The 25,904-nt window shown below is 36.3% G+C and carries 25 protein-coding genes; 3 read left to right on the top strand and 22 right to left on the bottom strand.

Features of this window, described 5'->3' with window-relative positions; genetic code table 11:
• Nucleotides 1–115 precede the first annotated feature (115 nt).
• From RHP76_RS00565 to RHP76_RS00550, 4 genes are read right to left on the bottom strand one after another with little or no spacing between them, the layout of a single operon-like run.
• The gene (locus tag RHP76_RS00565) at nucleotides 116–721 is read right to left on the bottom strand and encodes a CDP-alcohol phosphatidyltransferase family protein (protein ID WP_277694514.1); all 606 of its coding nucleotides are present in this window, start codon (nucleotides 719–721) and stop codon (nucleotides 116–118) included.
• 57 nt (nucleotides 722–778) lie between these two features.
• A complete protein-coding gene (locus tag RHP76_RS00560; RefSeq protein WP_311229226.1) occupies nucleotides 779–1,285 on the bottom strand; it encodes a methylated-DNA--[protein]-cysteine S-methyltransferase in 507 nt (168 codons plus the stop codon).
• A 45-nt stretch (nucleotides 1,286–1,330) separates the two neighbouring features.
• Nucleotides 1,331–1,876: a DinB family protein gene (locus RHP76_RS00555; RefSeq protein ID WP_311229225.1), complete on the bottom strand. Its 546-nt coding sequence runs from the start codon at nucleotides 1,874–1,876 to the stop codon at nucleotides 1,331–1,333.
• A 53-nt stretch (nucleotides 1,877–1,929) separates the two neighbouring features.
• Nucleotides 1,930–2,448, bottom strand: coding sequence for a Crp/Fnr family transcriptional regulator (locus RHP76_RS00550; RefSeq protein ID WP_311229224.1), 519 nt, complete (start codon nucleotides 2,446–2,448; stop codon nucleotides 1,930–1,932).
• Nucleotides 2,449–2,517: 69 nt separating this feature from the next.
• On the opposite strand from RHP76_RS00550, the gene RHP76_RS00545 reads away from it, so the two are divergent.
• Entirely contained in the window at nucleotides 2,518–3,372 is an 855-nt protein-coding gene (locus RHP76_RS00545; protein ID WP_311229223.1) for a hypothetical protein, read from the top strand.
• Nucleotides 3,373–3,375: 3 nt separating this feature from the next.
• The gene (locus RHP76_RS00540) at nucleotides 3,376–4,419 is read left to right on the top strand and encodes a hypothetical protein (protein WP_288442467.1); all 1,044 of its coding nucleotides are present in this window, start codon (nucleotides 3,376–3,378) and stop codon (nucleotides 4,417–4,419) included.
• 131 nt (nucleotides 4,420–4,550) lie between these two features.
• On the opposite strand, the gene RHP76_RS00535 is transcribed toward RHP76_RS00540, so the two are convergent.
• From RHP76_RS00535 to RHP76_RS00480, 12 genes are all read right to left on the bottom strand, one after another.
• Entirely contained in the window at nucleotides 4,551–5,603 is a 1,053-nt protein-coding gene (locus tag RHP76_RS00535; protein WP_123277942.1) for an alpha/beta hydrolase, read from the bottom strand.
• A complete protein-coding gene (locus tag RHP76_RS00530) occupies nucleotides 5,587–6,861 on the bottom strand; it encodes a PepSY-associated TM helix domain-containing protein (protein ID WP_311229222.1) in 1,275 nt (424 codons plus the stop codon). The genes RHP76_RS00535 and RHP76_RS00530 overlap by 17 nt, the downstream gene beginning before the upstream one ends.
• Nucleotides 6,862–7,078: 217 nt before the next feature.
• A complete protein-coding gene (locus RHP76_RS00525) occupies nucleotides 7,079–9,229 on the bottom strand; it encodes a TonB-dependent siderophore receptor (RefSeq protein WP_311229221.1) in 2,151 nt (716 codons plus the stop codon).
• Between the two features lie 153 nt (nucleotides 9,230–9,382).
• Complete coding sequence (locus RHP76_RS00520; protein WP_311229220.1) at nucleotides 9,383–9,844, bottom strand: hypothetical protein; 462 nt, start codon at nucleotides 9,842–9,844, stop codon at nucleotides 9,383–9,385.
• A 53-nt stretch (nucleotides 9,845–9,897) separates the two neighbouring features.
• The gene (locus RHP76_RS00515; protein ID WP_311229219.1) at nucleotides 9,898–10,398 is read right to left on the bottom strand and encodes a hypothetical protein; all 501 of its coding nucleotides are present in this window, start codon (nucleotides 10,396–10,398) and stop codon (nucleotides 9,898–9,900) included.
• 156 nt (nucleotides 10,399–10,554) lie between these two features.
• Nucleotides 10,555–10,926, bottom strand: coding sequence for a hypothetical protein (locus tag RHP76_RS00510; protein WP_120230618.1), 372 nt, complete (start codon nucleotides 10,924–10,926; stop codon nucleotides 10,555–10,557).
• 129 nt (nucleotides 10,927–11,055) lie between these two features.
• Entirely contained in the window at nucleotides 11,056–11,514 is a 459-nt protein-coding gene (locus RHP76_RS00505; protein WP_120230617.1) for a hypothetical protein, read from the bottom strand.
• A 9-nt stretch (nucleotides 11,515–11,523) separates the two neighbouring features.
• Nucleotides 11,524–11,967: a hypothetical protein gene (locus RHP76_RS00500; protein WP_120230616.1), complete on the bottom strand. Its 444-nt coding sequence runs from the start codon at nucleotides 11,965–11,967 to the stop codon at nucleotides 11,524–11,526.
• A gap of 335 nt (nucleotides 11,968–12,302) precedes the next feature.
• Nucleotides 12,303–15,485 carry a carbamoyl-phosphate synthase large subunit gene (carB, locus tag RHP76_RS00495; RefSeq protein WP_120230614.1) on the bottom strand — a complete coding sequence of 1,061 codons (3,183 nt, stop codon included), beginning with the start codon at nucleotides 15,483–15,485 and terminating at the stop codon, nucleotides 12,303–12,305.
• Between the two features lie 59 nt (nucleotides 15,486–15,544).
• Nucleotides 15,545–15,898: a four helix bundle protein gene (locus tag RHP76_RS00490; protein WP_311230277.1), complete on the bottom strand. Its 354-nt coding sequence runs from the start codon at nucleotides 15,896–15,898 to the stop codon at nucleotides 15,545–15,547.
• A gap of 41 nt (nucleotides 15,899–15,939) precedes the next feature.
• The gene (locus RHP76_RS00485; protein ID WP_062670679.1) at nucleotides 15,940–17,013 is read right to left on the bottom strand and encodes a carbamoyl phosphate synthase small subunit; all 1,074 of its coding nucleotides are present in this window, start codon (nucleotides 17,011–17,013) and stop codon (nucleotides 15,940–15,942) included.
• 142 nt (nucleotides 17,014–17,155) lie between these two features.
• Entirely contained in the window at nucleotides 17,156–18,046 is an 891-nt protein-coding gene (locus RHP76_RS00480; protein ID WP_062670681.1) for an aspartate carbamoyltransferase catalytic subunit, read from the bottom strand.
• A gap of 239 nt (nucleotides 18,047–18,285) precedes the next feature.
• Here RHP76_RS00480 and RHP76_RS00475 point away from each other — a divergent pair, with 239 nt between their 5' ends.
• On the top strand, nucleotides 18,286–18,747 hold the full coding sequence (locus RHP76_RS00475) for an Lrp/AsnC family transcriptional regulator (protein WP_034696246.1): 462 nt from the start codon (nucleotides 18,286–18,288) through the stop codon (nucleotides 18,745–18,747).
• 437 nt (nucleotides 18,748–19,184) lie between these two features.
• Here the strand turns inward: RHP76_RS00475 and argH are convergent, their stop codons facing one another.
• From argH to argC, 6 genes are all read right to left on the bottom strand, one after another.
• The gene (gene argH, locus RHP76_RS00470; protein ID WP_288442461.1) at nucleotides 19,185–20,489 is read right to left on the bottom strand and encodes an argininosuccinate lyase; all 1,305 of its coding nucleotides are present in this window, start codon (nucleotides 20,487–20,489) and stop codon (nucleotides 19,185–19,187) included.
• Between the two features lie 256 nt (nucleotides 20,490–20,745).
• Complete coding sequence (locus RHP76_RS00465; protein ID WP_311229218.1) at nucleotides 20,746–21,828, bottom strand: M20 family metallo-hydrolase; 1,083 nt, start codon at nucleotides 21,826–21,828, stop codon at nucleotides 20,746–20,748.
• Nucleotides 21,803–22,597: an acetylglutamate kinase gene (gene argB / locus RHP76_RS00460; protein WP_311229217.1), complete on the bottom strand. Its 795-nt coding sequence runs from the start codon at nucleotides 22,595–22,597 to the stop codon at nucleotides 21,803–21,805. The genes RHP76_RS00465 and argB overlap by 26 nt, the downstream gene beginning before the upstream one ends.
• A gap of 66 nt (nucleotides 22,598–22,663) precedes the next feature.
• Nucleotides 22,664–23,623 carry an N-acetylornithine carbamoyltransferase gene (locus tag RHP76_RS00455; RefSeq protein WP_311229216.1) on the bottom strand — a complete coding sequence of 320 codons (960 nt, stop codon included), beginning with the start codon at nucleotides 23,621–23,623 and terminating at the stop codon, nucleotides 22,664–22,666.
• A gap of 85 nt (nucleotides 23,624–23,708) precedes the next feature.
• Nucleotides 23,709–24,848, bottom strand: a complete 1,140-nt coding sequence (locus tag RHP76_RS00450) for an aspartate aminotransferase family protein (protein WP_120230609.1) — start codon at nucleotides 24,846–24,848, stop codon at nucleotides 23,709–23,711.
• Nucleotides 24,849–24,932: 84 nt separating this feature from the next.
• On the bottom strand, nucleotides 24,933–25,898 hold the full coding sequence (argC, locus tag RHP76_RS00445; RefSeq protein ID WP_120230608.1) for an N-acetyl-gamma-glutamyl-phosphate reductase: 966 nt from the start codon (nucleotides 25,896–25,898) through the stop codon (nucleotides 24,933–24,935).
• Nucleotides 25,899–25,904 lie beyond the last annotated feature (6 nt).

The following is a 25,904-nucleotide window of genomic DNA, read 5'->3' as shown; positions in this document are numbered from 1 at the left end:
TTTAAAATTACAAAATTCAGAGCGAAATAGCTTTCATAAACTTCGTTAAAATTTGTTTTACCGATATTTTTCTATGACGGTATTTTTTAGCCAAATCTTTTTTAAAAGTAAATAATCAACTATTGAACAATTTATTTTTCTTAATCGTTTTCCCTTTTCTTAGTTGAATGGAATGAAAAACAGAAGGAACATCATTCGTCCAGGTTTTCAATATAAAAAGAATAGCAATAATCTCTGCCCTTGTAAGCAGGCCAACCCAAAAACAAAGGTTGAACAGAATGACAGACTGACATTGTAAAATAACCTGAATTAATGTTCCAAAAAGTAATAAAGTCCAGATCTTGGCACCAATAGAGTGTGTTGCTACTTCCTTTCTGAATCTTAAAAAGCTTACCAGATAAATAAGAGCTTCAGATCCTGCAAGAATAATTATTTTGGAAGCGTTTGTTTTGAAAAATTCAGGGCATTGTATATATGCTGCAAGTCCTACCGAGATAAAGAAAATCTGATCAACAGTAGAATCCATACGTCTGAGTTTCTGAGTTGAAATCTGAAGATGCCTTGCTATAATTCCATCAAAAATATCAGTGAACAACCCTATAGATAAAAGGACGACAGTAATTGCCTGATAATTTTCTATTGTAATGAGACTTAAAGCAATGATGAGAAAGCCAATAATCAATCTGGAAAAGATTAAAATAACCGGAATTTTTGATTTCATAAAAGGTAGCAGAACTTGTGATAAATGCCGGAATATAGGGATATTTTTAATATATTTCTAAAATAAGATAGCCTTTTCCAGCTCCAATAGTTTTTGTTTTCTCCAGATACCTCCGGCATACCCTACCAACTCGCCGTTGGAACCTATCACACGATGGCAGGGAATTAAAATGGCAATTTTATTGATCCCGTTGGCTGTTCCTACGGCACGTATCGCCTTGGGGTTTCCCAGTATTTCTGACTGTTGTTTATAAGTCCTTATTTCTCCCATTGGGATTTCGCGAAGAAGCTGCCATACTTTTTCCTGAAACGCAGTTCCGGTAGTGAACAATGGAACTTCAAAATGACTTCTTTTTCCTTCAAAATATTCTTTCAGTTCCTCTTCCAGCTGTTTGAAATGAGGATGTTCTTTTTCTAAAATTTCTGCTTTCAAAATCTTTGACAAAGCCTTCAACTGTTTTTCAATATTTTTCCGGTCTGTAAATTCCAGCAGACAGATTCCCTGATCTATGGCACAGGCAATCATTTCTCCCAAAGGGGTTGATATATGTTTTTGGTGTATCATTTCCATTCGTTTAAAATTAAGCTTTTTGGAAATCATAACTTGTTTTTAATCCGTTAAAATTCTTTTTATCTGTTCAACATGCCTTGCATTATGATAAATAACAAAACGAAAGGTATCTCCCAACTTCAGTTTGATCAGCTTTGAAATACTAATACTTGTTTTTGTTTTTTCTAAGTCAATAAATTGAGCCTCTTCCAGTAATTCAAGCATTTTTTTCTGCTGTTTTATGAATGTATCCACTACGCTTTTATCCAGATTACTGTGGATAGGATTCATGGCCTTAAGCGTTTTCATCGTATTCAGTTTCTCTTTGGGAAGCATACTTTTAGCAAAATAATTCCCAAGAATTCCGGGCTTAAAATAGAGTTGAGAAGGTTTTCCGGCAGAAGAAATAGTATGGCTTATTTCGGGAATATAAAAATCTCCGTAGCGGTTAAGATGCTCCAGACATTCCAATGTACTCCAGCTTTCTGTTGAAGTTCTGAAATTCAGATCATGTTCCGTCTTTAAAGACAACATTTCAGCGAATTGTAAATGTTCTGCAGTTCTATTTCTTAATTCATTCAGGAATTCTGAGGTTGAAATTTTCATTACGTTTTTTATGCAAATATGCTGATCAGAATGTTCTTAAATCTTGACTGAGCTCAAGATTTTTTTAGTCTGGACAAAGTTTCCGGTGACATCCTCAGATAATTGGCAATGTATTTATTGGGAACTTCCTGAAATAGTTTTGGACTTCGTTTTAAAACCCTTTCAAAACGTTCTCCGGGAGCATTGATGAGCAGATCTTTTTCTCTTTCAAGCTGCTGTAATACGAGATCTTCAAGGACATTCATCCAGAATTTCATATGTTCTTCGTCCGATTGTACGAACGCATAGAAATCCTGTTTTGAAGCTATTCTTACCGTTGTTTTCTTAATCGCCTGAATATAAAGATCCGAAGGCTTTCCCGATAAAAAAGAATCCAGGCTGACAATAATATTTCCTGTGTATCCGAAACGAATGATCCTTTCTTCATTTTCATCCATCATAAAAATCCGGACACTTCCGTTTTCAATACAATAAATAGAGGTATCTGTACTGCCTGAAATCTTCAGGAACTCATTCCGTTTGAATGCTTTCTTTTCCCAATGGATTCCGCTCTGAAGCAATTTTTCAACCATTTTATTTTATTATTTGCTTTTCCAAAGATAATAGGTAATTTTAAAGTTTTAAAACACTAATCACTGATAATGCTCAAAAGAACAGTATTTTTCATACTGCTTTCTGCCGGATTGTATGGTATGAAAGCACAGCAGACCATCCCCTTCCGGATCACAAAACACAATAATATCATTGTAAAGACCCTTGTCAACAAAAAAGATTCGCTCAATCTCATGTTCCAGATTGCCATGAAAGATTATGCTATTTCTCCTGATGGCAAACAGAAAGCAGCACATATTATTTTCAACAAAGAAGAACTCAGCGACGACAATACAGTACAAATCGGAAAAATTATTCAGAAAAATGTACATTTTTTTGACAATCAGCTGACAGGTCATGAAGCAGACGGAAAAATCGGAACCGGAATTTTTGAAGGGAATGCCTTTAAAATTGATTATGACAACAACCAGTTTGTGATCTACGACAAAATGCCGGATCTGAAAGACTACCAACCCATCAATATCATTCTGGATCATGAAGGATTTTATCTAGCCGCAGACAATATCCTTGAAGGCGATCAGCAGCAGGAAACCTATTTTGTTTTGCAATCCGGGTTTTCAGGAGCTATACTCTATAGCAATGAATTCGCTGAAGAACAACATCTGGAGAAAAAACTAAAGGTAACAGGAGAAAAAACACTAAAGAATTCTCAAGGTAAAACGTTAACGACCAAACAAGCTGTTCTACCCTATTTTAAATTGGGAAACAGTGTTTTTAAAGATGTTTCCGTAGGATTTTTCTCCGGGGAACTGAAGACACAAAATGTAAGTTATCTCGGTGCTGATATGCTTCGCAGATTCATCTGGATCTTTGATGCAGAAAGGAAAATGGCTTACATTAAACCCAGCAAATATTTTTCAGAACCTTATTACAAAATGAATTAGAATATGATAAACACTTTAATGCTAAAAAAGATTATAAAACCCCAAACCGTCGCTGCGCTTTTATTTTTGCCATTGGCTATTGTAAGCTGTAAGAAAGAAGAAAAAAAAACTGTTACCACAGAAACACATCTGACGAATGATTCTGTAAAAACAGCAAAAACTGAGGAGAAAATAGATTATACTGATTTTAATATTTTCAGTCTGTCCGTTATTTCATCCGCAGAAAAAGATTCTGATATGAATATTTTCATTTCTGTTTCGGATGTCTATAAAGGGGAACAACCGATTCCTGCAGCTATTATGAAAAATCAGAAGCAGATGACTTATGAGGAACGTCAGCATTTTGAACTGGATGCACCCAGCAGAAAAAAATTGCTGGATGGGATTCACCTTACTGAAAATGATTCTCTCTACATCTATGAGTATGGCTCTAACCAACTTCAAAAAATGCCTGTCAGCCAATTAAAAGCCGTGGCCTACTTAAGTCCTTATTCAGATGATCAGGATTTAGACCCGGATTCTTATATGATGGGTTTCCAGGTGGCAACTCATCAAAAAACAACAGAATACGACCGTTATACTAATGCCATTGCCTATTTTGGAAATCAAAATCCGTTTGTAGACAATAAAATGAAAGCTGTGAAATGGCAAAAAGCCGGCGCTGATGTTTCAAAAAAATACTTTTCTCACTCAAAACTGGCTTTGGGAAAAACTTATCAGTCCCAATATGAAAATCTGACCTATTATCTGCAGGATTATCTTGAAGAAGGAAATATTGTAGAGCGTAAACTGGCAGTCATCAATGATCGTAAGGAAAAAATTGCAGAGAAGATATTCAGCCTTGCAGGCAGTGATGGCGGAGAGTTTCTTCCTCTTTATGGAATAGATGCTGATGAATCTAATATTTTCCAATATACAGGCCATCTTTTCAAAGGAAAACCTCCGGTTATTTTTGGGTTCATTGCCCAGTCTTTTGGCTGTCCTTCCATTAATTTTTTAGATCAAAAGGAGAAGGATTTCCCGATTAATTGTGATAACAGGCATTAATTCCCGGAAAGAATTTATTCCGATTTCTAGCGGAATGTCGAATTCTCTGGATACATAAAACGTATGGTTAGAAGTAAGATATAAAAAACCAAATCTGTTGATAAACGGATTTGGTTTTTATTTTCAGTTCATTATTTCTTAGGATAATAGTTGTCTTTCAGATTCATAAAATAGGTTTCGGATTCTTTAAAACCATTACTTTTCATAAATTTGATTACCACATTCAGATAGGCTTCTGAAGGAATAAAATTTATTCCCATTTTTTCAGAAAACTTTTGATACTCTTCTTCAAGCAGTTTGGGATTTTTGGCCAACTGTTTTATATCAGTTCTATACCCTTTGAATATAAATTTCAAAGCTTCATAATTTCCGGGATAAGAAACGGTCCCATGGGTTTCGCCTTCAAAAAAGTGATGTTTATAGTTCAAAGATCCGTTTTTTTCTATCATTCCTTTAAAATCTTCAATCGCCTGGGTCATATCAGAATTCCAGTTTTTCTGCTGCTCTTCATTATCTGCCTGAGAAACATACAACGATTTTTTTGCAGGAAACTTTTTATTTTTTTCCAAATAGTTTCTCGTTCTTGAAATGGTCAATTTATGATCCCACCATAAACTAGGATCATTAGCAACATAAGCATTAAAATAATCCGGATGTGAAAGAAAGGTATTAATGGCAAATAATCCGCCGAAAGAATGGCCTACCAACACTGAATAATCCTGTGTTCTATAGTTTTTATTAACGAATGGTTTCAATTCTTCCTGTATAAATTTTACAAAATTTTCACTTCCGCCACTGTCTGCAAAAAGAGTGATATTAGGGTTTACAGGACTTTTCTTCTGAGCTTTCGTTGGGGTAAGATCTCTTGTTCTTTCTGTATTTTTAATTCCGACAACAATACATTCCGGAATGTCGGCATAGGGTGTCCTGGCAATGAAATCTGTTAATCCTGTATAATAATCAAAATTAATTTCTCCGTCTAAAAGATAGATGACAGGATATTTTGCAGGATTGATGGTATTGTCGTTATACGTTTTGGGCAGATGAACCCAGATTTCTCTGTTTTCATTTAGTACTTTTGAAAATACATTTTGCTTCTCTCCTATCGTTAGTTTTTCCTGGGATTTTCCAAATGTAAACAGTAAAAATACAGGAAGGTATATAATTTTAAACCAATTGTTCATGGTGCGAATCTTTTCTGTGTTGATGAATATTTTTAATTTCTTTATTCTTTTTGGGTGATTTGTTTCTGCGTCCCCACCAGATCAGAAATCCGGTAATCGGGAGACTGGTACAGATCATTCCGATAATGAATGTGAATATTTTACCGAACATTCCGCCCCAATACCCTACATGAAGGTCAAAGTTCATGTGCTCTATCACTTCGTGCTTCTGTACTTCTTCAGGATAATCAATCTCCTTTCCGGTGTATTTATTGGTTTCCATACTTTTCCCGTTGATAAGGCTTTTCAACCCGATAAACTGAGCGACTCCCACATGATACACCGTTGCAGAATCATTTCTCGGAATACTCATTCTGAACTGTTTTGCATCAGGAAACTCTTTAAACTTTCTGTCTATAAAGTCAGTATAAGTCAAAGCTTTTTTCTCCGGATCAAACTTAGGTTCATATTTTTCTGCAATAGTATGGGCATCCACTGCTCCGCCGAAAGCCTGCTGGGTAAGATCGGTTAAGACCTTGTATGCCATAATCAGTCCGGTAATGGTAATAAACACTGCGGGAAGCAATGAATAAAATCCAAAAACATTATGAAAATCGTAGTTTTTCCTGCGCCATTTCGTTCCGGATTTAATTTTAAAAGCTGTTGTTCTTGTTGTTTTGTTCCATTTTTTTGGCCACCAGAGAATCAGTCCGCCGATAAGCTGGATAAAAAAGATGATGGAAGCAATTCCAACCACCGTTTTCCCAAACTTTCCTGCCAATAGCTGCGCATGAATATGGGCTACAACATAGAAAAACTCATAGCTTTTGGTAGAACCGATTACTTTTCCGGTGTAAGGGTTAAGATAATGATAGGCAAATACACCTCGTGGACCACGGCCTTTTTTCTTTGGTTTGTCTGCCTTGTCCGCACTTTTATCTTTAGGAGGCTTCGTTGCTGAAGCTACTCTGAAACTTCTGTCAGCATCTTTGTAGGTATCAAAATAGAACGCTTTTCTGTCCGGAACCTGCTGGTGAAAGTGGGTAAGCAACTCTTCAGGGGTCATTTTTTCTGCATTAGCCGGAGCCTGGACATATTTTGCGCTTCCGCCGCACAGATCAATGATTTCGTCACAGAAGACAAATACAGTTCCCGAAAGAGTAACAGTAAGCACAATGATTCCGGAAACCAGGCCGAGCCATAGATGCAGCCAGCCGGTGATCCTTTTGGTAAGGGATTTACCCTGCTTTTTTTTAGGATTCGTTTTATTATTTTTCATATCTGTTTTCATCCAATCAACAATGTAAGTGTAGAAAATGCAAAGGCGCAATTGTATTTATAATGGCGTGTTTGTAAAGTGAAAAGAGTTATTTCTGCTGCCGTTTACTTTAGCATATTTGAAGGCTTCAGAAATAGATATATTATAAATCAAAGCTTTGCACCTTTGCGGTTTTCATCCTTATATTTTCGTTGAGATTATTTTTGTTTTTTTAGATTTAAAATTTGAATGCAAAATTGGCAAGAATTTCTCTTGGCTTCTGTGGCTGTCCGTAGAAGTTCCAGTAGTTTTCATTCAGCGCATTATTCATTTTCAGACCGATTCTGTATTTTTTCCTGTCATAAAAAACTGTTGCACCTACCGTAGTATAAGAAGGAGCAAGAAAATGATTGGTGATGTTGATATAGGTCTGGTCTACAAAATTAAATCCGGCTCCGAAACCAAGTCCTTCATATGCACCATCCATGATTTTGTAGCTTGTCCATAGATTGGCAACATGTTTTGGAGTCCAGGCAATTCTTTTTCCGCTGTCTTTGCTACGGTCATCATATTTGTTATCGTTATAACCATATCCGGCAACGATATTCCATCCTTTGAAAGGGTTGGCAATGATGCCTATTTCCAGTCCCTGACTTTTGATATTCCCATCCTGAATACTTCCTATTCCGCCTGGATCTGCAACCAGTCTGTTTTTAACATTAATATTATAGTAACTCACGGTCGTCAGTAGTTTTTTATGGAACAGATCCACTTTAAAACCTGTTTCAATCTGATTTCCCTGTTCAGGATCCCACTTTGTCAGGATACCCACTTCATTCAGTGATGGAGCATAGTTTTTAAATCCATTCACATAATTGGCAAAGAATGAAATCTGATCTTTTACAATTTCATACACCAATCCGAACTTTGGTGAAAACTGGGTCTGGCTGTAACCGGAAACTTTATTTTCAGGATATCCGTTTTTGGTAGAGATCTCTACACCATTTACCACCATATCATCATTTTTATAGCTGTCTACTCTCAAACTGGCCATTACCAGCAAATTATCTGTGATATTTAAAACATTGGAAATATAACCGCTGATGGTTCTGAATCTTGTAATATCCGATTCTGTGGATTTTCTTTCCTTATTCATGAATTTGTTTCTTGAGATAGGATCCCATGCGGAAGAGCTGTCGAGATTCACTTTATCATAAGGCATGAAAACATTACTGTATCCGTTGGCCTCATAGTAAGGGAACTGATATTTTGTTGTTTGCTGGAAGTAATCTATTCCCACTACCAGACGGTTTCTTAAGCCTGCTATTTTAAAATCTCCTGTAAAATTCTGCTGGATATTGTCTGTGGTCACTTTAAAGCTGTCAAAAGGACGGATCATTCTTTCTACCTGATTATTATTCAGATATCTGAGTACTAAAAAGATAGATTCGTTTTCATTGGCTTCTCCTCTTTGGTAAGATGTCCTTGACGTCCACTGGTCATTGAATTTATGGGTAACCTCAGCCATCGTTACAAAGTTGGTTCTTTTCGAGCCGATATCATTACTAGTAAACGCTCTTTTGTAGGCTACTTCCAGGTCTTTCATGGAGTGTAAGGTCAGCTTTTCTGAGTTTCTTACATAAGCATTCAATGTTTTATCCGGAGCATGGAACTCCGTATCAAGTGTCACTGTGGTTTTGTCGCTTACTTTGTACAAAACACTTCCTGAGAAAAATAATCCTTTGTTGTAGCCTGCATCCTGGAAAGAATCCTGAGAATAGGCTGCGACATTGAATCTTGCCAATGCAGTTTTTTCTTTATTTAAAGGGGTATTTACATCGGCTGTAATCCTGTTCATTCCCCAGCTTCCGGTGGTATAATTGATAATTCCCCCGAAGTTTTCCTGTGGTTTTTTCGTAACGATATTCACCACACCGCCATAATTGGCTAATGTTCCACCGAATAAGGTTCCGGATGGACCTTTTATTACTTCTACTCTCTCGATATTAGCGATCTCAGATTGTACTCTTGGATTTTGAGTCAGTCCATTTCTGAAACTGGCATTGGAACTGAAACCTCTCATAAAAATATCATTTCCACTGTCGTTTACACTATTGCTTACGACCACTCCTGGAGCAGAAGCCATCGCTGTGTTGAAATCCATGGCTCCCATTTCACTGATGATTTCTTTGGGAACAAGATTATAAACAGTAGGGTTTTCAAGATTTTCCAGAGGAAGCCTTGCGATAGATTCAGATTTTTTTGTTCTGTAATTGTGAGTTCCCTGGAGCGATACGGATTGAATTTCAGCCACTTTAATGGTATCTGTTTCCTGGGCACTCAGCATCGTTACGGCTAATAGAGCTGCAGAAATAATAGTTTTTTTCATGTTTATAATTAAGTTAGTTCTACAAAATTATTTTATTTTTATTAATTCTAAATAAAAACATGATACAAATCATAAAACTTCTACCATAGAATAGCCTATAAATAAAGGGTTTTCGAAAATTCCGAAAACCCTTTATTCAATATATAAGTTTTTTTATTTATTTTTCCAATTATTAATCATTTTCATATAGCGATCAATATTAATTTTTTCCTCCCGTAAAACATTACCTTCTATTTCTTTTGCGTTTGTATTATCCGCATACACAATTGTTTTGCCCAATACGGGATATATAATGAATAATGAGTCAAAAGTTTTACCACAGCTTTCATTATAATAATTTTTCTCAATAACAATCTTCTTTATTTTTTCATTTTCAGAAAAAAAATATCTTTGGATATAATCTCCACATTCTGGATGATTATTAAACTCAAGACCTTTTAATTTTCCATCTTTAAGATAGGCATAAGCAGGATGTAAAATATCACCATTGGATAAAACCTGATCAGCATCAAAAACAAATTTTTCAAATTCTTTTTTGTAATTTTTGCTAACAGGATTACATTGAAATAGTAATAGCAGTCCAAAAACACTCAGGACACAATTCTTTTTTACCATAAGGCTAATAAAAATAAAGGTAACTATATTGCTAAAGTTTTACTTTACCTGTTTTATATAACAGCAGCGGCCATCATCGACATATAATAATTGGCGCAATGCAGTGCATTAATTAAAACGATTTCTTTTTCCGGAAGGGTTTCATAGGCATCAGAGGTGGTGATCTGGTATTCGTAATTCATAGAAGTCCATTTCAAATGGGGTTTTATAATCATCAGCTCGACGCCGTCCTGATCTGTAAGGACAAATGATTCTTTAAAAATGCCTCTGTGTTTAAAAAGGTAGCCATTCTTCACGCCGTCAAAATAGGTTTGCACTACAATTTCCCCGTTCCAGTTCATTCTGAATTTCAGAAGCACTCTTTCGTGATCTTTCAGTTCAATTGTAGTTCCCCAAAAACCCTTTGGCTCCACCTGATAGGTCTGCCCATGAGCAATTTCAATAACAGCATTAAATTTAAACCAGCTTGTATAGATAAGTTTTCCAATTAATCTTTCTTCTCTTGTAACTTCAAAAGATAAAGAATTGCTTGATTTTGCGTAATATTCTGCCATGGTTATATTTTGATTTGGTGGAATTGTATTAGTTTTTAAATAATAATAACAGCTTGAATTTTAACGCTCTAATTTATAAATAATTCGGTAAACATAAATGCATTTTTAAGCGGGTGTGATAAAAATGATTGAGAAAGAGTTGAGAATTATATTTTTTCAATCAAGTTTTTCATAATAATGGTTTGAATCTGCATTTAGACTAATCTTAGGCTTTTCAAAAATCCCATTTAAAAAATAGGTTTTGTAAGCAGCTGGCTGACCAAAATCTGTATAATGAAGTTCTATTTCAGGATTTAATCCATTATATAATTTATATGTACCCCTTCCATAAAATTTACTTCTAAATGTATTGTCTTCATATAAAACTAAAGTATCAGCAGTGTGAGGAGCTTCCACACAGCAAATTGGCTTATCAAAATTCATGTTAATATATTTTCCATAGATATCCTGCTTTTTTAATGGAAAATTGATATTGAGAATACATATAACTCCTAATACAAAAGTGAGTGTAAGAAGTGTTTTTTTCATAGAATAATTGATAATACCACAATATTCTTTTTAATCGAAATATTGACTAACCTAAATTATAGAATTTATATAGAAAAACCTCATAAATTGCTGAAATGTATGAGGTTTAAACTGTTTTTCAGATCAATTTCATTCAATCTTTGTAAGTGTCATTGTTTCATCATGATCTATACTTTCAGGCCGCTTCCCATTCATGTTGATCAGCATAAGGAATTTTGAATCGTTAATAGGAACAATAATTCCTAGCAGTCTTCCTTTTTCCTGATTATCTTTTAGTGCAATAAAATCAATATGAATTGGTGTCTTTTCCATATCAATTTTATATTTGAGTTCACCCTTTTGCCCATTATTAGGACCTCCGTGAATGATAAAATTCTTACCGTCAATTTCTTCCCCGTTAATTGTAATAGATACATATCCATCTTTAGTAAAGCCTGCTTTGCCTTTACTCTTCCAGTAATCAATGGATTCCCAGTTTCCAACAATATTAAACTGGGATTTTTGAGCTTTGGCCTGAAAACCAATAATAAGTATAAACGCTATTACGCTTTTTAGAAAAGTCCGTTTTATTTTCAAATAAAAATTCATAGTAAACTTTTAATTAATTTTATAAACATAACCTTTACTGATATATCTGCTTTTATTTATTAATTCTGAAGGATAAAAAATGGTTCCATTAATCTCAACACTTTTAATCCTATATCTCCAGCTTCCATTATGGCTTGTGTAAATTTTTGTTGTTGAATTTGGATAAAGTTCAAGGACAATGGAAGAATCTTTTATTTCTATTTTTTCAAGAGACTTTGGATTTTTGATTTTATAAAAAGATCGAGGGGACAATATTCTATTTTCATAATTAAATGCAAAGCTCTCAGCCTCATTATCAATTGCTTTTGAGATGGGATAACTGTAATTGATCTTAATTATTTTTTTAGATCCGGTCAGGTTTTGAATATAGAAATCAGTTATCCAGGAACATCCTGAAAGCACTGTTACGAAAATACAACATAGAAATCCTATCGTAATTGATTTTATACTCATTGTACTGGAATTTAGATGATTTTTGTAAAAATAGTCAGATAAATTTAATTTATTAGTTTTTCCGATAAAAAATCCCGTAAGAAAAACATATGGGAATTAAGATTCATTTTTCCAAACAATAGTATTTTTTTAATCCATGTTCTATCATTTAAAAAAACAGGATAGACTGTACTACAGTAACAATTTTGATCGCTTTTGTTATAACATACCAAAAGTACTCTGTATGAAATCGTATGTCAATTACCCTTTTGTGGTATTATTTTAGTAGGTTTGGGCATAAAAAAACCTCATAGGTTTTTAAAATCTATGAGGTTTAGAATATTTATTTTTCGAAATTACATTGTCTCCATTTTGAAGCTCATGCTTTCGATTACTTTTAGAATTGCTTCTACCGTATCCATTGAAGTTAAACAAGGAACACCGTTTTCCACACTCATTCTTCTGATCTGGAATCCGTCTCTTTCTGCCTGCTTACCTTTTGTAGTGGTATTTACAACATACTGAACTTTTCCTTTCTGGATCAGGTCGATAAGATTTACACTTTCTTCTCCGATTTTGTATCCGATTTTGCAAGGGATTCCTTTTTCTTCGAAGAACTTCGCAGTACCTTCCGTAGCCCAGATTCTGAATCCGACTTCATGGAATCTTGCTGCAAGAGCTGCTGCTTCATCTTTATGCTTATCAGCTACTGTGAACAGGATAGATCCGTGCATAGGAACTTTTCTTCCCGCTGCTACCAATCCTTTGTAAAGTGCTTTTTCAAGGGTTGTATCTTTCCCCATAACTTCTCCTGTAGACTTCATTTCAGGGCCTAAAGAGATATCAACTTTCGTTAGTTTTGAGAAAGAGAATACCGGCACTTTTACAAATACTCCTTCTTTGTTTGGAACTAATCCGTTTTCGTAGCCTAAATCTTTCAGTTTTTGTCCCAGAATTGCCTTTGTAGCAAGATTCGCCATTGGAACTTCTGTGATTTTAGATAAGAAAGGAACTGTTCTTGAAGAACGAGGGTTTACTTCGATTACATATACATTTCCTTCGAAAAGAACGTACTGGATATTCATTAATCCGATAACGTTTAATCCTTTTGCCAGTCTTTGTGTGTAGTCTACCAAAGTATCAATCTCGCTCTGAGATATATTTTGTGGAGGATATACCGCGATTGAATCTCCGGAGTGAACCCCTGCTCTTTCGATGTGCTCCATAATTCCAGGAATCACTACCGTTTCACCGTCGCAGATGGCATCTACTTCAATTTCCTTTCCTACCATGTATTTGTCTACCAATACAGGGTGCTCAGGGCTTGCTTCTACTGCATTTTCCATGTAGTGAGCCAGTTCTGCTTCTGCGTATACAATTTCCATTGCTCTACCTCCAAGAACGTAGCTTGGACGTACCAATACCGGATATCCGATTTCGTTGGCAATTTTTATTGCTTCTTCTTTCGAAGTTGAAGTTCTTCCTTTTGGCTGAGGAATTCCAAGCTCCTGAAGTGCTTTTTCAAACTTATCTCTGTTTTCAGCTCTGTCAAGATCTTCCAGTGAAGTTCCTAAGATCTGTACTCCGTGAGCGGCTAGTTTATCGGCAAGGTTAATCGCTGTCTGCCCTCCGAACTGTACCACTACTCCTTTTGGTTTTTCAAGCTCGATGATGTTCATTACATCTTCTTCTGTAAGCGGCTCGAAGTAAAGTTTATCTGAAATTGAGAAGTCTGTAGAAACTGTCTCAGGGTTGTTGTTGATGATAATCGCTTCGTAACCCATTTCTTTGATTGCCCATACCGAGTGAACCGTTGCATAGTCAAATTCTACTCCCTGTCCGATTCTGATAGGCCCGGAACCTAGTACGATAATTTTTTCTTTATCTGAAACAACGCTTTCATTCTCTTCTTCGTAAGTTCCGTAGAAGTAAGGCGTTTCACTTTCAAATTCAGCGGCGCAGGTATCTACCATTTTGTACACCGGCATGATTCCGTTTTCTTTTCTGAAGTTGAAAACCTCACGCTCTTTTACATCCCAAAGAACTGCGATATTGATGTCTGCAAAGCCTAATCTCTTCGCTTCAATCAGGGTTTCTTTATCGAATTTGTTTTCAGCGATTACTTTTTCGAAGTCAACTAATTTTTTCAGTTTCCAGATGAAGAATTTATCGATTTTACTCCATTCTACAATCTGTTCCCAGTCGTATCCTCTTCTTAAAGCATCTCCGATAATGAACAATCTCTCATCATCACACACTCTGATTCTTCTTTCGATTTCTTCAGCAGTAAGAGCCTGAGCCTGCTTTGTTTTTAATCCTAAATGCTTGATTCCTGTTTCTAATGAGCGGATGGCTTTCTGTAAAGATTCTTCAAGGTTTCTTCCGATTGCCATTACTTCTCCGGTAGCTTTCATTTGAGTGGAAAGTCTTCTGTCTGCCGTTTCGAATTTATCGAATGGGAATCTTGGGAATTTTGTTACCACATAGTCAAGAGCCGGCTCGAAACATGCGTATGTTTTTCCTGTAACCGGGTTCATGATTTCGTCCAGAGTCAATCCTACAGCGATCTTTGCAGCAATCTTTGCAATCGGATAACCTGTTGCTTTACTTGCTAATGCTGATGAACGGGAAACTCTAGGGTTTACTTCGATGATATAGTAATCGAATGAATGCGGATCTAAAGCTAACTGTACATTACATCCTCCTTCAATTCCTAATGCTCTGATGATTTTCAGGGAAGCATTTCTCAGCAGCTGATATTCTCTGTCTGAAAGCGTCTGAGAAGGCGCAACTACGATAGAGTCTCCTGTGTGAACACCTACCGGGTCTATATTTTCCATGTTACAAACTACAATGGCGTTGTCGTTTGCATCACGCATTACTTCGTATTCAATTTCTTTGAAACCTGCGATTGATTTTTCAATAAGACACTGTGTAACCGGGCTGTGTTTTAGTCCCAATTCAGCGATTTCTTTCAATTCAGCTTCTGTGGAAGCGATACCACCTCCGGTTCCTCCCATTGTAAAGGCAGGACGAACAATTACAGGATATCCGATTTCATCTGCAAAAGCAAGAGCTCCTTCAACCGTATTTACGATATCAGATTCCGGTACCGGCTCGTTCAGTTCTCTCATCAGCTCACGGAAAAGATCTCTGTCTTCTGCTCTGTTGATGGCAGAAAGTTTTGTTCCCAATACTTCCACTTTGCACTCTTCAAGAATTCCTGATTTCTCCAGTTCTACCGCCATGTTAAGACCTGTCTGGCCTCCAAGGGTTGGTAATAAAGCATCCGGACGTTCTTTTCTGATGATGTGGCTTACAAACTGTAATGAAATCGGCTCAATATATACTTTATCAGCGATTTCCACATCCGTCATGATCGTTGCAGGGTTTGAGTTGATCAAAATTACTTTGTAGCCTTCTTCTTTCAAAGACAAACAAGCCTGCGTTCCTGCGTAATCAAATTCAGCTGCCTGACCAATGATGATAGGTCCTGAACCGATTACTAAAATTGTTTTTATATCTGTACGTTTTGCCATTTTTCTTTTTTTAGATACAAGATGTTAGATGTCAGATTTCAGACTTCCAACAGGTTGTTTTACTTTTTTAAATTAGATTTGAATGTATAAATCATTCTTTGAATTTCATTTAGATTTGATATTAAACCATTAACTTTTTCTGCTTCAAGTAAATTTAATTCTCTAGTTAAAATTAACTGGGTCTGTAACTCAAAGGAGGATGCATTTGCTATTCCAAGAAAATGATAAAATTCTCTATCATTATTTCTTCCTGCACCTTCAACTATATTTGAAGGAATAGAGATTACAGATCTTTTAATTTGAGAGATCAAACCAAACTTTTCATCTTTAGGTAACTCCGCACAAATGATATAAACCTGTTTTGCAAGTTCAATAGATTTCTGCCAAAAGACCAATTTTTCAAAATTATGCATGATAAAGTCTGCTATCTGATGTCTAATATCTGAAGTCACTCTTATTTCTTAAAGTCCTCCATCATTTGAATGAACTCATCAAACAGGTAATTTGCATCTTCAGGACCCGGGCTTGCTTCAGGGTGATACTGAACGGAGAAACAAGGGTGGATTTTGTGTTTTAATCCTTCGTTTGTTCTGTCATTTAAGGCAATGTGTGTTTCGATAAGGTCTGTTCCTTTTAAACTTTCCTGATCAACAGCATACCCATGGTTTTGAGAAGTAATGGCTACTGTATTTTTCTCCAGATCCAATACCGGGTGGTTTCCTCCTCTGTGTCCGAATTTCAGCTTGAAAGTTTTCGCTCCACAAGCAAGACCAATTAACTGATGTCCTAAACAGATTCCGAAGATTGGAACTTTTCCTAATAATCCTCTGATCATATCCAAGGCGTGTGGTACATCTTCCGGGTCACCAGGACCGTTTGATAGCATGATACCGTCCGGATTCATCAATAGAATTTCTTCTGCAGTCGTGTCTTGAGAAACCACGATGATGTCACAGTTTCTTTGAGACAATTCTCTGATAATTCCTAGTTTTGCACCGAAATCTACTAAGACCACTTTGAAACCTCTGTTCGGGTTAGCGTAAGGTGTTTTTGTAGAAACCTCCTCTACCTGATTGGTTGGGAAAGTTGTTGATTTCAACTCAGAAGCTACAGCAGCTTCGTCAGCATCATCGTTTACAATTTTTCCTTTTACTACTCCATGGTTACGAAGAACTCTTGTCAGTCTTCTGGTGTCGATACCTGAAATTCCTGAAAGGTTTTTCTTTTTAAATAATTCATCTAAAGTAATCTGAGTACGGAAATTGGAAGGAAGATCGCACAGTTCTTTTACGATAAGCCCTTTAATTGCCGGCTCGATACTTTCATAATCATCACGGTTAATACCATAATTTCCGATAAGCGGATAGGTCATACAAACTATCTGACCACAGTATGATGGGTCAGAGATCAATTCCTGATACCCTGTCATTCCGGTATTGAAAACTACTTCCCCTGCAGTTTCCAATTCTGCTCCGAAACCTTCTCCATGAAACACTTCACCGGACTCCAGTATTAATTTTTTCTTCATTTTAAACTTTTATCTCTTATTATTTTATATGTCATTAACAGGTCGCCCCTACGCGGCTCTTTACCTTTTTACTTTTTACTTTTTACTTTTTACTTTTTACTTTTTACTTTTTACTTTTACCCTGGCTCTTTTACCTTGGTTCTTATTTAAAAGTATACCCTTTACTTTCCAACGCTTCTTTCAAAATGGCCATTCTGGCGAAAACACCATTTTCCATTTGTTTAAAGACTCTTGATCTTTCACATTCTACAAGATCTGAATCTATCTCGACACCTCTGTTGATCGGAGCCGGATGCATGACGATTGCTTCTTTTTTCATGGCCTGTTCTCTTTCTTTGGTCAGACCATATCTTTTATGGTACTCTGAAGCAGTGAAGCTCATTGCTGCATCGTGTCTTTCATGCTGGATTCTTAATAACATCAGAACATCCACTTCAGCGATCAGCTCATCCACTGACATATACGTTCCGTTGATCAAGGCTCCTTCATCAAACCATTGTTCCGGTCCTGAGAAGTATACTTTTGCTCCCAGTCTTCTTAATGCTTCTGCATTTGAATTGGCAACACGGCTGTGTTTTACATCTCCTACAATTCCCACCTTCAGTCCTTCAAACTTTCCGAATTCCTGATAGATGGTCATCAGATCCAGCATACACTGTGAAGGATGGTTTCCTGTACCATCTCCTCCGTTGATTACCGGAATCTTAATATTTTTCAATTCCTCGAAGTATCTGTCTTTCTTATCACGGATCACTACAAGGTTCACTCCTATACTTTCAATGGTCTTTACAGTGTCATAAAGACTCTCACCTTTGTTTACCGAACTGTGTGATGCATCAAAAGGAACTACCTGAAGTCCCAGTTTTCTTTCCGCAAGATCGAAGCTTGTCTTCGTTCTTGTACTGTCTTCGAAGAAAAGGTTTGAGCAAAAAACTTCTCCTTCAATTTTAGCAGTTTTACCATTTGCAAAAGCCAGTGCTTCTGTCAGTATACTGTTGATTCTCTCGGTGCTTAGTTCTGTAATCGTAAACATAATTCTAATTTTTGGGCATAAAAAAAGCGAAGACAACAATCTTCGCTAATAACAATAAATATCGTAAAGGGCGCTTTCGCCCGGTAAATCTAATGATATAAATGCTTTTTTATTCATTAGGTGCAAAGATACAACAATTTCATGAACCTACAAAAATTATGTTTAAAATAAATTAAAAACTTCAGTCTTTCCTTATTCTCATTTAAAATTAATATTTTTGTTAGCACACAACTTTATTTATGGATTTAAAAGACAAAATGATTCTCAGTATTATTCAAGAAGATTCTACATTATCGGTTAAAGAAATTTCCGAAAAGATAGGTCTTACCTTTACTCCTACGTATGAGCGAATCAAACAACTGGAGAAGCAGGGCATCATTGAAAAATACGTAGGTCTTTTAAACCGTGAAAAACTGGGTCTGAATATCATCGTTTATTGCAATGTCCGTCTTAAGGAGCAATCCAAAAAAGTATTGGAGACCTTTGAGGACAACATTTCCAAATACGACGAAGTTCAGGAAATCACCAGCCTTTCCGGGGAATATGATTATATGCTGAAAATTATCGCGAAAGATATCAATTCCTATAATGAGTTTGCCGTGAGCGTAATTTCAAACCTTCCCAACATCGGACAATATCACAGTTCTATTGTACTTCACGAGGTGAAAAAATCCACCAAGTTTAAAATTGATCTGGAATAATCCCTCTTATTTTAAACTCATTATTCATTCCTATTTCAATTGCTGAAAATCTTTGATTTACTTGCGTCTTAAAAGTAATATCTATTATACAATTCCTTGCACCTTTGTGTATACCAACAATTTTCATTTCTACTATCTTGTTTAGAAAACGCAAAGACGCAAAAGAAATTTATTAATTTTATGCTTTAAGGCGCAAAGATTTTATCTCCGATAAAATTTTATACAGCAGATTTAATCTCAATTTCCAACCATAGTCAGTTTAAAGATCAATCATCAAATTCAAAGAGCGGAGTAAAATCCAACCATTAAGATCACTTAAGCAGTTAAGATTTATTAAAGATTAAGGTTTCCACAAACGAAAAGACAGCAGGCTAAAATATTTTTAGAATTTCCACTGATTTTTGCCTAAGTTTTTGACGACCTTAATGGCTTAGATTCTAACCCAATAATTTATTTTTCAGTTTATTGAACTGATATTCTATTTTGTCCAGGCAAAGATTTCCGATACTTCCCTGGTGGGTATGTTCAAGATTTCCGGGTTCAAATTCAAACGTATTGTTTTCAATTTCCTGCCCTACTTTTACATAAGCATCACGGAAAGAGCTTCCGCTTTTCACCTCTTCATTGATCTTTTCCACACTGAAAAGGTATTTGTATTTTTCGTCCTCCAGAATCCCGTCTTTTACCTTAATATTTGGTAAAGTATAGCTTAGGATCTCCAGACATTCTTTCAGGGAATCAATAGCCGGGAAAAGAATTTCTTTGGTCAACTGTACATCTCTGTGATATCCTGAAGGCAGATTGCTTGTCAAAAGAATCAACTCGTTGGGAAGTGACTGAATTCTGTTGCATCGTGCGCGAACCAGCTCAAAGATATCCGGATTTTTTTTGTGCGGCATAATACTGCTTCCCGTAGTAAATTCTTTTGGAAAGCTGATAAAATCAAAATTCTGGCTTAGATACAAACATACATCATAAGCAAATTTCCCAAGTGTTCCAGCTAAAGTAGCCATTGCCATTGATAACATTTTTTCTGACTTTCCACGGGTCATCTGAGCATACACCGAATTATAGTTCATCGACTGGAAGCCTAGATTGTAAGTGGTACTTTCACGATTGATCGGGAAAGATGAACCATAACCAGCCGCTGATCCTAATGGGTTTTTATTAATGATATTCTTTACTGAAAATAACATTTCCACGTCATCCAAAAGCGCTTCTGCATAAGCTCCAAACCATAATCCAAACGAGGAAGGCATTGCAATCTGCAAGTGAGTATATCCTGGAAGCAAAACGTTTTTATGCTGATCTGCCAGTTGAATTAAAATCTGGAAAAACTCATCTGTAAGGGCTGTGATCTCACGGATTTCATCCAATAAATACAATTTGATATCCAGTAAAACCTGATCATTTCTTGATCTTGCCGTATGGATTTTCTTTCCTGTATCTCCTAATTTTTCAATTAAGATTGCTTCTACCTGAGAATGGATATCCTCAGCTTCTTTATCAATTTCAAAAGTCCCATCCTCAATTTGATTTAAGATACTATTTAAGACAGATAACATCTGTTCTGACTCTTCCTGAGTGATAATTCCGGTTTCTGCCAGCATCTTGCAATGGGCCATAGAGCCTTTTACGTCATATTTGGCTAAACGTTCATCAAAGTCAAGGTCTTTACCGACTGTAAAGTTATTGACTAGTATATTGGTGGCAAGGTCATCCTTCTGCCATATTTTTTTCATATTCTCTGATTTAAAATACTGATGGGTCTTGACAAGCCCGGCAAGGCAATCCTTATTACTATTAACTATAAAAAAACATTTCCTTATGTGAAGCTTTCATTCCTAATTTTCTTTTTTGCATAAATCTTTTAAAAACTAAACTTCATGCCTGCCGGACGGAGTCAAAACATATATTGAGCCGGAAGTCTGATGCTGGAGGCTGGAAGCTAATAACACACTGCAATAACTTCCATCTTCCTACACCCATCTTCCATTCTTATAACACTTTTTCTAAAATTCTGATGTAGATTTCTATTCCTTCTTCTATTTCATGGATATAGATAAATTCATCTGCAGTATGAGAGCGCCTACTGTCTCCAGGTCCCATTTTCACTGATGTACATGGAATAATCGCCTGATCTGAGGAAGTAGGTGAACCATAGGTGGTCCTTCCGATTTCAATTCCTGCTTTTACAAAGGGATGATCCATTTCGATCTTGGAGGAATTCAGCCTGAACGATCTTGCCGTTAATGTAGATTTCATCTGAGATTGGATGATATCAAACGCTTCCTGATTGGAATATTCATCCGTTACCCTCACATCCAGTGTAAAATTGCACGATTCCGGAACCACATTATGCTGTACTCCTGCATGGATTCCTGATAAAGTCACTTTAACTTCGCCCAGATATTCTGAAACCTTCGGAAATTTAAAGGCTAAAATATTCTGCAGATCCTGCATACATTTTACAATTGAGTTATCATCATTAGGATGAGCGGCGTGAGAAGGAGTACCTTTCATTTCTCCATCAATCACAAGAAGTCCTTTTTCTGCAATCGCCAGATTCATCTGCGTGGGTTCTCCTACAATGGCGAGTTCTACGTTGTGTAGCTGCGGAAACAGAGCCTCTATTCCATCAAATCCTGAAATCTCCTCCTCTGCCGTCAAAGCAATAACTAAATTATATTTTAAATCTTCTTTATTATAAAAATGTAAAAAAACCTGTGCCATAGAAACCAAAGAAGCTCCGGCATCATTACTTCCCAATCCAAATAATTTTCCATCTTTTTCAATAGGGACAAACGGATCCAGCGTGTAAGCTTTATTTGGCTTTACCGTATCATGATGGGTATTCAGTAAAATAGAAGGTTTAAAGACATCAAAATGCTTATTTACCGCCCAGATATTATTTTTAAAACGTTTGGTAGGAATCTGGTGTTTTTTGAAAAAATTTTCAATTTCTACCGAAGTATTAAACTCATCTTTACTGAATGAAGGAATCTCAATCAAATTTTTAAGCAATCCGACCGCATTATTCAATAGCTCTTCTTTATTATAAACAGATTTCAGTTCCTGCATGATGATTTTCTATATGGTTTTTCAATTCTGTATCTTTGATCAGAAACACTTTGTCTACATTATTTTTTATAGCTCCAAGAGCATTTTCAAGTTTGGGCAAAATCCCTTTGTGAAGTTTTCCTTCTTCTTTTAGTGTGGTAAAATCTTCTTCAGTTACACTTTTAATCACAGATTCAGGATCGTTTATATCTTTCAAAACACCTTCCTTATCAAAACAATACAACAGTTCAACTTCATATTTCTCAGAAAGAGCCTGTGCCATCACAGAAGCAATGGTATCTGCATTGGTATTGAAAAGATTTCCTTTTCTGTCGTGGGTAATCGCAGAAAATACAGGAACAAGATCCAGTTTGATGAGTTTTGAAACCAGCTTTCTGTTCACACTTTTCTTGGTAATATCCCCCACAAATCCAAAATCGATTTCAGGATGTTCTCTTTTCTTAGCTTTAATTAAATTTCCGTCTGCTCCTGAGAATCCTATGGCATTGCATCTTTTCTGCTGCAACTTTTCAACGATATTTTTATTGATTCCTCCCGCATATACCATCGTTACAATATCCAGTGTTTCTTTATCCGTAATCCTCCTTCCATTGATCATCTTTTGTTCGATACCCAGCTTATCAGCAAGCGTTGTTGCCAACTTGCCTCCACCATGAACAAGGATTTTCTTTTCAGTAATTTCGGAAAACTGTTCTAAGAATTGGCTTAATAATTCCTCATCATCTATTAAAGCTCCGCCAATTTTTATGATGTATAACTTTTCTTTCATTGTAAACGTTTTGTGATCTTTTCTTTTTTCTATCCTTGTCAACGTTTTGAACCTTGACAAGGATTATTATTGGGCTTTCAATTCATCTAAAATTTCACTGAATACAGCCTGTGCGGAGAAAATACGGTTTTTTGCCTGCTGATAAATGACAGAATGATCTCCATCCATCACTTCATCACTCAGTTCCACATTACGGCGAACCGGTAGACAGTGCATTACTTTCGCATCATTGGTATGCGCTAGTTTTTCATTCGTAAGCATCCACTCACCCTTTACTTCAGGCATTGCTGCGTAGTCATCAAAAGAAGACCAGTTTTTCACATAGATAAAGTCTGCATCTTTCAATGCTTCATCCTGATCATGGATTACTTTCACATCTTTTGTGAAGTTTTTATCTAAATCATACCCTTCGGGGTTTGTAATCACTAACTCTACATCCATTTCCTGCATCCATTCTGCGAAAGAATTTCCAACGGCATGAGCAATAGGTTTGATATGCGGTGCCCAGGTCAATACCACTTTTGGTTTATGGTCTTTTTTCCAATTTTCTGTAATGGTGATGCAGTCTGCTAAACTTTGCAGTGGATGGCGGGTAGCTGATTCCAGAGAAATAACAGGTACTTTTGCATGCTTTTCAAACTGGCTTAGGATGCTTTCATTCACATCATCTTCTTTGCTCTTCATCCCTGCAAAACAACGTACCGCAATGATATCACAATATTGATTTAACACTTCGATAGCATCTTTGATATGTTCTACAGTGTCGCCGTTCATCACCGCTCCGTCAGCAAATTCAAGATTCCAGGCTTCCTGTGCTGCATTTAACGTCAACACATTTAAACCTAAATTTTGAGCTGCAATCTGACTGCTCAGACGGGTTCTCAAACTTGAGTTTAAAAATACAAGTCCGATTGTTTTTCCCTTTCCTTTTTGTGTTTCAGTAAGGGGGTCTGCTTTTATCTGTAAAGCTTTTTTTATGATTTCCTGTAAGTTATCTATATCACTTACAGAGGTAAATTTTTTCATTTGGTATTTTCTATTTTTTTTCAATGGACAAATGGAATATCCATTTCATTTTAAATTAATTTTAAAGATTTTGTTTTTAAATCGCTTAGATATTTTCCAATACCCCCTTCAGGGCACTGATGAAAAGATCTGTTTCCTCTTTTTTGATATTCAGTGCCGGAAGAATCCTTAAAACACTTTTATCATTAGAGTTTCCAGTGAAAATATGATGATCGAACAGTAATTCTTTCCTTACTTCTGAACAGTCTCTGTCGAGTTCTATTCCGATCATCAATCCTTTCCTTCGGATAGATTTAATATGTGGTAAATCTTTAATTTCATTTTCAATATACTCACCCATCTGTTGCGCATTTTCAAGAAGATTTTCATCTTTCATGACATCCAGCACAGCAATAGAAGCGGCACAGGCAAGGTGGTTTCCTCCAAATGTCGTTCCCAGCAAACCATTGCTTGCCTCGAATTTAGGATGGATTAAAACTCCGCCCACAGGGAAACCATTTCCCATTCCTTTAGCCGTAGTAATAATATCTGCTTCTACACCAAATTCCTGATGCGCAAAGAAATATCCGCTTCTCCCATACCCGGACTGCACTTCATCCAAAATAAGAACAGTATCATATTTTTCACATAATTCTTTGATTTTAGATAAAAATTCCGGTGTTGGAATCATAATTCCTCCTACTCCCTGAATTCCTTCGATGATTACGGATGAAATTTCATTTCCAAATTTTTCAAAGGTTTCTTCAAGCTCTTGTATATCATTCCATTCTGATTTGATAAATCTATCGGAAAAATTAACCGGAGCTACAATTTTCGGATTATCAGTCACTGAAACCGCTGCAGAAGTTCTGCCGTGAAATGAGCCTGAAAAGTAAAGCACTTTGCTTTTTCCGTTATGAAATGAAGCCAGCTTCAATGCATTTTCATTGGCTTCTGCTCCAGAATTGCATAAGAAAAGGTTATAATCTTCATACCCTGAAAGCTTTCCTAATTTTTCTGCCAGTTCAGTCTGTAATTCATTCTGAACAGAATTGGAATAGAAAGAAATTTTTTCAAGCTGATCTTTCAGCTTATTCTGATAGTGTGGATGGTTGTGCCCAATAGAAATCACAGCATGACCTCCGTAAAAATCAAGATATTGTTCTCCCTTATCGTCCCAAAGAAAGGATCCCTGAGCTTTTACCGGATTTATGTTGAATAATGGATATACGTTGAATAAATTCATGTCTTTTTATAAATGATAATTGATAAATAATGAATGATCCGGGATTCGGGTTTCGAGTTCCCATACATCCATCTACTTTCTATATTAGAATGCTATCGGTTTCAGGTTTAATCCTGCATTTTCTTCCCAGTTCATAGCCAGATTCATATTCTGTACGGCCTGCCCCGAAGCACCTTTTAACAAATTGTCAATCGCTGAGTGAATAACGACAACATTTCCACTCTTTTCGATTTGAATCACACAGCGATTGGTATTGACAACCTGCTTTAAATCCACTGCCTTCCTGCTTACTGTAACAAAAGGCTCCTCTGCATAAAAATCCTGATACAAATGTTCTATTTCCTCCAGCTCCAGCTCCGTCTTCATGGTGGAACTTGTAAAAATCCCTCTTGCAAAATCTCCTCTCCAAGGAACAAAGTTCAGGTTTACTTCTTTATTATTGAATGCAATCAGCTGCTGCAAAATCTCATCCACATGTTGATGAGTTAATGTTTTATAGGCTGAAACATTATCATTTCTCCAGGTAAAATGAGTGGTTGCCTGCAGAGACTGCCCGGCTCCCGTAGAACCCGTAATCCCTGTGGTAAAGACCTCATTCAACACTCCTTTTTCCGCCAATGGCAGCAAAGCCAATTGAATGGTCGTAGCAAAACATCCCGGGTTCGCAATACTTTTAGCACCCACTAGTTGTTTTTTATTAATTTCCGGCAATCCGTAGATAAAATTTCTGTTTCCGAAATTTCCTTCTAAGCGGAAATCGTTTCCAAGATCAATCACCAGCGTTTCATCCTTGACAGGGTTCTGCGTTAACCAGTTTTGACTTTCTTTATGAGGAAGACATAGAAAAAGAACATCCACGTCTTCAGGCTTATCCGTCAAAACCATTTCACAAACCGTCGTTAAATCCGGGTACAGATCCGAAATTCTTGTTCCCGAATTCGAACGACTATATAAAAAACTCAATGTCACATGGGGATGAAAAGCCAGTAAGCGTATCAGCTCACTTCCTGTATAACCGTTGGCACCAATAATTCCTACTGTTTTCTTCATTTTAAT

The organism is Chryseobacterium sp. SG20098 (assembly GCF_031844745.1).
In the GTDB taxonomy this organism is placed as follows: domain Bacteria; phylum Bacteroidota; class Bacteroidia; order Flavobacteriales; family Weeksellaceae; genus Chryseobacterium; species Chryseobacterium cucumeris.
Note: the sequence above shows the minus strand (reverse complement) of the source record. Positions and strands in the feature narration are given on the sequence as shown.

Coding starts and splice junctions, on each gene's coding strand:
- RHP76_RS00545 (WP_311229223.1), top strand. CDS start 2,518: ATGCTCAAAAGAACAGTATTTTTCATACTGCTTTCTGCCGGATTGTAT.
- RHP76_RS00540 (WP_288442467.1), top strand. CDS start 3,376: ATGATAAACACTTTAATGCTAAAAAAGATTATAAAACCCCAAACCGTC.
- RHP76_RS00535 (WP_123277942.1), bottom strand. CDS start 5,603: ATGAACAATTGGTTTAAAATTATATACCTTCCTGTATTTTTACTGTTT.
- RHP76_RS00450 (WP_120230609.1), bottom strand. CDS start 24,848: ATGAATTTATTCAACGTATATCCATTATTCAACATAAATCCGGTAAAA.
- RHP76_RS00475 (WP_034696246.1), top strand. CDS start 18,286: ATGGATTTAAAAGACAAAATGATTCTCAGTATTATTCAAGAAGATTCT.
- RHP76_RS00505 (WP_120230617.1), bottom strand. CDS start 11,514: ATGAATTTTTATTTGAAAATAAAACGGACTTTTCTAAAAAGCGTAATA.
- argC (WP_120230608.1), bottom strand. CDS start 25,898: ATGAAGAAAACAGTAGGAATTATTGGTGCCAACGGTTATACAGGAAGT.
- argH (WP_288442461.1), bottom strand. CDS start 20,489: ATGAAAAAAATATGGCAGAAGGATGACCTTGCCACCAATATACTAGTC.
- RHP76_RS00555 (WP_311229225.1), bottom strand. CDS start 1,876: ATGAAAATTTCAACCTCAGAATTCCTGAATGAATTAAGAAATAGAACT.
- carB (WP_120230614.1), bottom strand. CDS start 15,485: ATGGCAAAACGTACAGATATAAAAACAATTTTAGTAATCGGTTCAGGA.
- RHP76_RS00515 (WP_311229219.1), bottom strand. CDS start 10,398: ATGGCAGAATATTACGCAAAATCAAGCAATTCTTTATCTTTTGAAGTT.
- RHP76_RS00530 (WP_311229222.1), bottom strand. CDS start 6,861: ATGAAAAATAATAAAACGAATCCTAAAAAAAAGCAGGGTAAATCCCTT.
- RHP76_RS00510 (WP_120230618.1), bottom strand. CDS start 10,926: ATGAAAAAAACACTTCTTACACTCACTTTTGTATTAGGAGTTATATGT.
- RHP76_RS00485 (WP_062670679.1), bottom strand. CDS start 17,013: ATGAAGAAAAAATTAATACTGGAGTCCGGTGAAGTGTTTCATGGAGAA.
- RHP76_RS00565 (WP_277694514.1), bottom strand. CDS start 721: ATGAAATCAAAAATTCCGGTTATTTTAATCTTTTCCAGATTGATTATT.
- RHP76_RS00465 (WP_311229218.1), bottom strand. CDS start 21,828: ATGCAGGAACTGAAATCTGTTTATAATAAAGAAGAGCTATTGAATAAT.
- RHP76_RS00490 (WP_311230277.1), bottom strand. CDS start 15,898: ATGCATAATTTTGAAAAATTGGTCTTTTGGCAGAAATCTATTGAACTT.
- RHP76_RS00455 (WP_311229216.1), bottom strand. CDS start 23,623: ATGAAAAAATTTACCTCTGTAAGTGATATAGATAACTTACAGGAAATC.
- RHP76_RS00480 (WP_062670681.1), bottom strand. CDS start 18,046: ATGTTTACGATTACAGAACTAAGCACCGAGAGAATCAACAGTATACTG.
- RHP76_RS00560 (WP_311229226.1), bottom strand. CDS start 1,285: ATGATACACCAAAAACATATATCAACCCCTTTGGGAGAAATGATTGCC.
- RHP76_RS00550 (WP_311229224.1), bottom strand. CDS start 2,448: ATGGTTGAAAAATTGCTTCAGAGCGGAATCCATTGGGAAAAGAAAGCA.
- RHP76_RS00520 (WP_311229220.1), bottom strand. CDS start 9,844: ATGGTAAAAAAGAATTGTGTCCTGAGTGTTTTTGGACTGCTATTACTA.
- argB (WP_311229217.1), bottom strand. CDS start 22,597: ATGAAAGAAAAGTTATACATCATAAAAATTGGCGGAGCTTTAATAGAT.
- RHP76_RS00525 (WP_311229221.1), bottom strand. CDS start 9,229: ATGAAAAAAACTATTATTTCTGCAGCTCTATTAGCCGTAACGATGCTG.
- RHP76_RS00500 (WP_120230616.1), bottom strand. CDS start 11,967: ATGAGTATAAAATCAATTACGATAGGATTTCTATGTTGTATTTTCGTA.